At 69.5% G+C, this 8,614-nt stretch carries 6 protein-coding genes; all 6 read left to right on the top strand.

Features of this window, described 5'->3' with window-relative positions; genetic code table 11:
• Window positions 1-376, top strand: a 376-nt coding sequence (locus tag R6V09_RS39455; protein ID WP_317886297.1) for a (2Fe-2S)-binding protein, incomplete at its 5' end; no start/stop codon positions are given.
• Window positions 377-415: 39 nt separating this feature from the next.
• Window positions 416-1,567, top strand: a complete 1,152-nt coding sequence (gene glgA, locus R6V09_RS39450) for a glycogen synthase (RefSeq protein WP_317886296.1) — start codon at window positions 416-418, stop codon at window positions 1,565-1,567.
• A gap of 51 nt (window positions 1,568-1,618) precedes the next feature.
• Window positions 1,619-2,839, top strand: a complete 1,221-nt coding sequence (gene glgC, locus R6V09_RS39445; RefSeq protein ID WP_317886295.1) for a glucose-1-phosphate adenylyltransferase — start codon at window positions 1,619-1,621, stop codon at window positions 2,837-2,839.
• Window positions 2,840-2,981: 142 nt separating this feature from the next.
• Window positions 2,982-5,594, top strand: coding sequence for a PA14 domain-containing protein (locus tag R6V09_RS39440; RefSeq protein ID WP_317886294.1), 2,613 nt, complete (start codon window positions 2,982-2,984; stop codon window positions 5,592-5,594).
• A gap of 17 nt (window positions 5,595-5,611) precedes the next feature.
• Window positions 5,612-7,927 carry a GH92 family glycosyl hydrolase gene (locus R6V09_RS39435; protein ID WP_317886293.1) on the top strand — a complete coding sequence of 772 codons (2,316 nt, stop codon included), beginning with the start codon at window positions 5,612-5,614 and terminating at the stop codon, window positions 7,925-7,927.
• Between the two features lie 155 nt (window positions 7,928-8,082).
• Window positions 8,083-8,614 (top strand): wax ester/triacylglycerol synthase domain-containing protein (locus tag R6V09_RS39430; RefSeq protein ID WP_317886292.1); only part of this gene is annotated, 532 nt, incomplete at its 3' end.

Below are 8,614 nucleotides of genomic sequence, written 5' to 3'. Positions count from 1 at the left end.
GCCCGGCGACGCCGCCACCCTCGCGGACACCGTGCTCCTGGGCCACCTCGAACCGCTGAACGCCGCCCTGGTCGCCCACCACCGCATGTCCGCCGGCCTGCTCCGGGGCAACGCCGCCTCCGCGCTGGCGGGCGCTGCCCGCGAACTCGACCGGTGGGCACGCGCGCGTGACCGTACGGAAGTGGCCACGCACGCGCGTGCCCTCACGGCGGAACTCCTCGCCCACCCCCTCCTCGCCGACACCGGAACCCTCACCGGAACCGCCTTCCGGCGCCGCAGCTGCTGCCTCTACTACCGGGTCCCCGGCGGCGGGGTCTGCGGGGACTGCTGCTTCACACAGCCGCCCGGCTCTTCCGCGAAAGCCGCTTCTGGGTGACCATGAGTGCAATCAGCCGCCGAGAACAAGGGGTTACGGGTGCGAGTGGGACTGCTGACCCGGGAGTACCCGCCGGATGTGTACGGCGGCGCGGGCGTCCATGTGGAGTTCCTGGCCCGGGAGTTGAGGCCCCTGGTCGACCTGGACGTGCACTGCTGGGGCGAGGGCCGCACGGAGGGCGTCGTACGCCACCGCTCCTGGCCGACCCTGGACGGCGCCAACGACGCCCTGCGCACCTTCTCCGTGGACCTCTCCATGGCCGCCGCCCTCGAAGGCCGCGAACTCGTCCACTCCCACACCTGGTACGCCAACCTCGCCGGCCACTTCGCCAAGCTCCTCTACGGCGTCCCGCACGTGATGACCGCCCACTCCCTGGAGCCGCTGCGCCCCTGGAAGGCCGAGCAGCTCGGCGGCGGATACGCCCTCTCCAGCTGGGCCGAGCGCACCGCGATCGAGGCCGCGGACGCCGTGGTCGCCGTATCGGGAGCCATGCGCGAGGACATCCTCGCCTGCTACCCGTCGCTGGACCCCGCCACGGTGCGGGTCATCCACAACGGCATCGACACCACGCTCTACCGGCCCGACCACGGCACCGACGTCCTTACCCGGCTGGGCATCGACCCCGACCGCCCCTACGTCCTGTTCGTCGGCCGCATCACCCGCCAGAAGGGCGTGCCCCATCTGCTGCGCGCGGTGCGTGACCTCGACCCGGCCGCACAGGTCGTGCTGTGCGCGGGCGCGCCCGACACCCCGGAGATCGACCGGGAGTTCCGCGAGCTCTTCGAGGAGCTGAGCCGGGTCCGCGAGGGCGTGCACTGGATCCCCCAGATGCTGCCCCGCCCGGAGGTCATCCAGCTCCTCACCCACGCCACCGTCTTCGCCTGTCCCTCGGTGTACGAGCCCCTGGGGATCGTCAACCTGGAGGCGATGGCCTGCGGTACGGCCGTGGTCGCCTCCCGGGTCGGGGGCATCCCCGAGGTGGTGGCGGACGGCGAGACCGGCCTGCTGGTGTCCATCGAGGAAAACTTCGAGGAGAACCTGGCGTCGGCCCTCGACTCGGTGCTCGCCGACCCCGAGACTGCGAAGCGCATGGGCGAGGCGGGGCGGAAGCGCGCGGTGGGCGAGTTCGGCTGGGACGCCGTGGCGCTGCGCACCGCGCGGCTCTACGAGGAGATCCTCAAACAGGCTTAGTGTGCGCTGCTCAGGGGCAGGCTGGGGTCAACCAGGGTGAGGGGAGCGGCCATGCGTCGTGGCGGACCTTCGGTGCTCGGGATCGTACTGGCGGGCGGTGAGGGCAAGCGGCTGATGCCCTTGACCGCCGACCGGGCCAAACCCGCGGTCACCTTCGGCGGTACGTACCGCCTAGTGGACTTCGTGCTGTCCAATCTCGTGAACGCGGACATCCTGCGCATCTGCGTCCTCACGCAGTACAAGTCGCATTCGCTGGACCGCCACATCACCACGACCTGGCGGATGTCCAGCCTGCTGGGCAACTATGTGACCCCGGTGCCGGCCCAGCAGCGGCTGGGGCCGCGCTGGTATCTCGGCAGCGCGGACGCGATCCTGCAGTCGCTGAACCTGATCTACGACGAGCGCCCCGAGTACGTCGCGGTCTTCGGCGCCGACCACGTCTACCGCATGGACCCCCGGCAGATGCTCGCCCAGCACATCGACAGCGGCGCGGGCGTCACTGTGGCCGGAATCCGCGTCCCGCGCGCGGAGTCCTCGCAGTTCGGCGTGATCACCCCGGGCTCGGACGGCCAGACGGTCGAGCGCTTCCTGGAGAAGCCCGCCGACCCGCCGGGTCTGGTCGACGACCCGGAGTGCGTCTACGCCTCGATGGGCAACTACATCTTCACCACCAAGACGCTGATAGAGGCCCTCCAGCGGGACGCGGAGGACATCGGTTCGGTGCACGACATGGGCGGCTCGATCCTGCCCGCGCTCACCGACCGGGGCGAGGCCGCGCTGTACGACTTCAGCGCCAACCACGTCCCCGGCGAGACCACCCGCGACCAGGGCTACTGGCGTGACGTCGGCACCCTGGACGCGTACTACGACGCACACATGGACCTCATCGCCGAGCGCCCCGCCTTCAACCTCTACAACCGCAACTGGCCCATCTACACCCACTCCGGCCAGCTCTCCCCGGCCCGCTTCAACGCCGGCGGCATGGCCAGCGAGTCGATCATCAGCTCCGGGTGCCTCATCCGCGGCCAGGTCACGCGCTCGGTGCTCTCCCCGGGCGTGGTGGTCGACCCGGGAGCGGTCGTCCAGGGCTCGATCCTGCACGACAACGTCCACATCGGGCGGGGCGCGGTGGTCCGGGGCGCCGTGCTGGACAAGAACGTCGAGGTGCCGCCGGGCGCGACGATCGGCGTCAACCCGGAGCGCGACTCCGACCTGTACACGGTCTCCAAGGGCGGCGTCATCGCCCTGGGGAAGGGCCAACTGGTCACGTAGTACCGAAGCAGGCCCCGGTGCGTTTCGACCGCACCGGGGCTTTGCCGCGCCTTGGCGCAGGCTTGTCATGTCCCTGGACGGAATGCGGAATCCGTGTTGTCATGCCAACTGCTGCCCATGACAACGTTGTTATGGAGGTTCCGTGCGCATCAGACGTCTCAGAGAACGACTCGCGTTACTGCTCGCGCTGGCACTCGGCATCGCCGCACTGGCCGCCGTCCCCACCGCGAGCGCCGCCGCCGACGACCCCGTCGAGATCCACGGCCTGAAGGGCGAGTACTACACCCAGTCCGCCCCCGGCGCCTTCGACTTCGCCGACCTCAAGGCCACCGGCGTCGACCCGAACCTCGACTTCGACAACCTCGAACCCCGGCTCGCCTTCACCACCGGACAGTCCGACGACGTCAGCGTCCGCTGGACCGGCAAGATCGTGCCGACGAGGTCCGGCCCCCACACCTTCTCGATCATCGGAGACAACGGCTTCCGCCTCTGGATCGACGGACAGCTCGCCATCGACCACTGGGTCGACGACTGGGACCACGAACAGACCGCCGCACCCATCGACTTGACCGCCGGCACGGCCTACGACATCAAGGTCGAGTACTTCGAGCACTACGGCGGCTCCAACCTCCACCTCCGCTGGACCGAACCCGGCGGCACCAAGGTCCCCGTCCCGCGGTCGGCCTTCCGCCTCCCCGACGGCTACGACTACGACGGCGCCCTCGCCACCACGGTCACCAGCACCGGCCGCACCCTGGAACTCGACTTCGCCCAGCCCCTCGCCGCACCCCCGGCCGACCTCACCGACCACCTCGAAGCGGTGATCGGCGGCGCCAAGTGGCCCTTGGGGACGGCTCAGTTGGACCCGGCGGACCCGCGAACCCTGATCGTCCCCCTCACCGAACCCGTCGTGGGCAACAAGACGGGCACCGCATCCGGCACCGCCGACATCCGCTACGACGGCGACGGCGGCCTCACCGCGGCCGATGGCAACGTTATCAACGCGTTCTGGAGCACCGGCCCCAACCACTCCACCCACGAACTGCGCACCCAGTGGGCCGACCAGGTGGGCCCGCACAACGCGCTCCCCGAGTACCCGCGCCCCCAGCTCACCCGCACCGACTGGCGCAACCTCAACGGCAGTTGGCAGTTCGCGGCGGCCACAGCGGGCGAGTCCCCGCCCATCGGCCGGACGCTCGCCGAGCACATCCTCGTCCCGTACCCCGTCGAGTCCCAGCTCTCCGGCCTCGAACGGCACGAGGACCGCATGTGGTACCGGCGCACCTTCACCGTCCCCGCCGACTGGAAGATCGGCTCGGGCAAGCGGCTGATGCTCAACTTCGGTGCCGTCGACTGGCGGGCCGAGGTCTACGTCAACGGCACGAAGGTCACCGAACACCAGGGCGGCTACGACAAGTTCGGCGCCGACGTCACCGACGCACTGAAGCCCGGCCGCACCCAGGAACTGATCGTCGGCGTCTACGACCCCACCGACGCGGCGAGCGGCGAGAACCCCCCGATCGGCAAGCAGCGCCTCGACCCGAGCGGCATCTGGTACACCCCCACCTCGGGCATCTGGCAGACGGTCTGGATGGAACCGGTCGCCCCCGACCACGTCGACTCCCTCAAGCTCACCCCGGACGTCGCCAAGAGCCAACTCGCCGTCGAAGCGCAGGGAGTTCGGGACGGCGTACCGATCACGGCGACGGCGTACGACGGAAAACGGGAGGTCGCGACAGCACACGGCCGCACCGGCGGCCCACTGACCCTCACCATCACGAACCCCCAACTCTGGTCACCCGACAACCCGTTCCTCTACGACCTGAAGGTCACCGTCGGCAAGGACCGCGTCGGCAGCTACTTCGGCATGCGCTCGATGGCCGTCGAGAAGGTCAACGGCGTCCCGCGCACGGTCCTCAACGGCAAGCCCATCTTCATGATGGCCACCCTCGACCAGGGCTTCTGGCCCGACGGCCTCTACACCGCGCCGACCGACGAGGCACTCGCCCATGACCTCAAGGTCCACAAGGAGTTGGGCTTCAACGCCGTGCGCAAGCACATCAAGGTGGAGCCCGACCGCTGGTTCTACTGGGCCGACCGGCTCGGCCTCATGGTGTGGCAGGACATGCCCGCGATGACCGCCGGGGTGAACCCGTCGCCCGCCGCCCGCGCCGAGTACGAGCGCGAGCTGAAGCAGATGATCGACCAGCACATCAGCAGCCCGTCGATCGTCATGTGGGTGACGTTCAACGAGGGTTGGGGCCAGTACGACGAGGCCCGCATCGCCGATCAGGCGAAGGCCTGGGACCCGACTCGGCTCGTCAACAGCATGTCCGGCATCAACCTCGGCGTGGACGGCGGTACCGGCGACATCATCGACGAACACGGCTATCCCAGCCCCGCCCTGCCACCCCACCCGGACGGTCAACGCGCCCTGGTCAGCGGCGAGTACGGCGGTCTCGGGCTCGCGGTGCCGGGACACGCCTGGTCGGTCCAGCAGTCGTACGTCGACGTCGACCCGGCCGCCTACACCGACGACTACCTCGCCAAGCTCGCCGAGGTGCACGCCCTGACCTGTCAGGGGAGCAACGGCGCGGTCTACACCCAGATATCCGACGTCGAGGGCGAGTTGAACGGGCTCATGACGTACGACCGGCGGGTGCTGAAGCCCGACGCGCAGCGGGTGAAGGCCGCTCAACAGGCCCTGATCCGTGACGCCTCGCAGGCGGCCCCCGCAGGGTGCCCCACCACCTGAACTCCCTTGGAGGACCCATGAGATGGACCAGGCGCCTGCGCCTGTGCGTGGCGGGGGCGGTGGCGGCGTCCGCGCTGTTCGCCGTCCCCGCCACGGCCGAAGCCTCTGCCGACGGTCGGCTCACCGACCTGGTCAACCCGTTCATCGGTACCGAGAACGACGGCAACACCTACCCCGGCGCCGCCGTGCCCTTCGGCATGGTGCAGTTCTCGCCGGACACCGGCCACAACACCGGATACGACTACTCCCAGAACCACATCCGCGGCTTCTCCCTCGTGCACCTCTCCGGCGTCGGCTGCGGACTCGGCGGCGACCTGCCCGTACTGCCCACGACCGGCGACGTGACGCAGACTGACTACGCCCAGTACGCGGCCGAGTTCGGCCACGACGACGAGCACGCGAGCCCCGGCTACTACCAAGTCGGCCTGAAAACAGGCATCGAGGCCGAACTGACGGCGACCGCGCGCACCGGCGTCCAGCGCTACACCTTCCCGGCCACCGACAAGGCCAACGTCCTGCTCAACGCGGCCCAGTCGCTGCACTCCGGGGTCTCCTCGAAGGTCGACGTCCTCGACAACCGCACCGTGCGCACCACCATCACCGGCCGCGGTTTCTGCCAGGACACCAAGCCCTACACCGTCTACACGATCACCCGTTTCGACCGGCCGTTCACCACCTACGGCACCTGGAACGGCTCGACGGTGACGGCCGGTTCGAGGAGCGGGAGCGGTGGCGCGTACGTCCGCTTCGACACGAGCAAGGACCGTACGGTCGAGGCGACCACGGCCCTCTCGTACGTCGACGCGCACGGCGCGGCCGTCAACCTCCGCGCGGAGGGCGGGAGTTCCTTCGACGCCGTACGCCACCGGGCCCAACGGGCCTGGGAGGACCGGCTCGACGACGTCCGCACACAGGGCGGTTCCGATGCTCTGCGCCGGACTTTCTATTCGTCCCTGTACCGGTCCTTCCTCGCACCGAACATCGGCAGCGACGCCGACGGCCGCTACACCGGCTGGGACCAACAGATCCACCGCGCAAGGGACTTCACGTATTACCAGAACTGGTCCCTGTGGGACACCTACCGCACCCAGTCCCAGCTCCTCGCCCTCCTCGCACCCCGCGAGGCACGCGACATGGCGATCTCGGTGATCAAGATCGACGAGGAGAGCGGCTGGCTGCCCAAGTGGGGCTACGGCACGGTCGAGACGAACATCATGACCGGCGACCCGGTCACACCGTTCCTGACCAACGCCTATCAGCAGGGGCTGCTCAAGGGGTACGAGGAGCGCGCCTACCGGGCGTTGCAGCAGAACGCCGACGGCGTGCCGCCCACCGACTCGGCGGCGGTCGGGCGGGAAGCCAACAAGGAGTACATCGCCGAAGGCTTCGCGCCGTACATCAAGGACCGCCCGCACGCGAAGCCGGGCGATTCCGATTACGACCACGGGGCCTCGGCCACCCTGGAGTACGCCCTCTCGGACGCGATGCTCGCGCAGATGGCCCGCGATCTGGGGCACGGCGCCGACGCCGCGCGTTATGCCGCCCGCGCCCAGAGCTACCGGAACATCTTCGACCCTTCGACCGGCTTCTTCCGCGCCCGCGGCGCCTCCGGCGCCTTCGTCGGTCCTGCCGACCCGGCCCAGAGCGAGGGCTTCCACGAGGGCACGTCGTGGCAGTACCAGTGGCTGGTGCCGCAGGACCTGCCCGGGATGGTCGACCTCATCGGAGGTCAGCAGGCGGCCAACGCCCGGCTCGACTCCTTCTTCGCCTACGACCAGTTGCTCGCCGACCCGGCGAAGACGGCCCGCGAAGTGTGGGTCAACGGGCCGTACGACTACTACAACGCGGACAAGTACAACCCGCAGAACGAGCCCGACCTGATCGCCCCCTACACCTACCTGTCGACCGGACAGCCGTGGAAGACGACCGACGTCGTCCATGCCGCGCTGACCCTGTTCACGGACGGTCCGACCGGCATGACCGGCAACGACGACCTCGGCACGATGTCCGCGTGGAACGTGCTGTCGTCGATCGGGATCTTCCCGGTCCAGCCCGGCTACGACACCTGGGGCCTGTCCACGCCCGTCTTCGACCGGGTCGACCTGACCCTGGACCGCCGCTACTACCCGCACGGCGCCCTGACCATCAAGGCGCCCGGCACCTCCGCCGGCGACCGCTACATCCAGGCGGCCCGGACGGACGGGACGTCGTACGACCGCACCTATCTGACGACCGGGCTGCTGAGGTCCGTACGGTCGCTGGACTTCACGGTCGGCCCGCACCCGTCGGAGTGGGGTACGTCACCCCAGGCGGGACCACCGGCACTGAAGTGATCTCAGGCGCCTCATGAGTCCCACCCCTCTCAGAGGGGTGGGACCGGGGCTGGATGTAATCTGCTGTTAACTGAGCGTAGCTTGATCGTACTTGACCGTAATCGCTTGTCGGCGCTTCACTGCTTGCTCACCCCTAGTCGACGCGAGGCAAGCCTTTGACTTCCGACCTGCTCGCTCCTCTCGACCTGGCGTTCTGGAACATCGAGTCCGACCGGAACCCGATGCACCTGGGCGCACTCGGCGTCTTCTCGGCACACTCGCCGACCGCGGGAGCCCACGCCGCCGACCTCCTCGCCGCCCGTGCCGCCGCCGTCCCCGGGCTGCGGATGCGCATCCGGGACGTGTGGCAGCCGCTGTCCCTGTCCTTCGGCAGCGCCACCCGCGAGGCCGACCCCGACTTCGACCCGCTCCACCACGTCCGGCTGCACGCCCCGACCGCCGACTTCCAGGAGGTCGCGGGCCGGCTCATGGAACGCCCCCTGGAGCGCGGCCGGCCCCCGTGGGAAGCGCATGTGCTGCCCGGCGAGGACGGTGCCTCCTTCGCCGTGCTGTTCAAGTTCCACCACGCCCTGGCCGACGGACTGCGGGCACTGACCCTCGCCGCCGCCATCCTCGACCCGATGGACATGCCCGAGCGGCGACCCCGCCCCGAGGCACCCGCGCGCGGCCTAGATCGGAAGAGCGTCG

Origin of the sequence: Streptomyces sp. W16 (assembly GCF_033194735.1) — a bacterium.
Lineage (GTDB): Bacteria > Actinomycetota > Actinomycetes > Streptomycetales > Streptomycetaceae > Streptomyces.
Note: the sequence above shows the minus strand (reverse complement) of the source record. Positions and strands in the feature narration are given on the sequence as shown.

Excerpts from the sequence above, each read along its gene's own strand:
- glgC (WP_317886295.1), top strand. The coding sequence starts at position 1,619 with ATGCGTCGTGGCGGACCTTCGGTGCTCGGGATCGTACTGGCGGGCGGT.
- R6V09_RS39435 (WP_317886293.1), top strand. The coding sequence starts at position 5,612 with ATGAGATGGACCAGGCGCCTGCGCCTGTGCGTGGCGGGGGCGGTGGCG.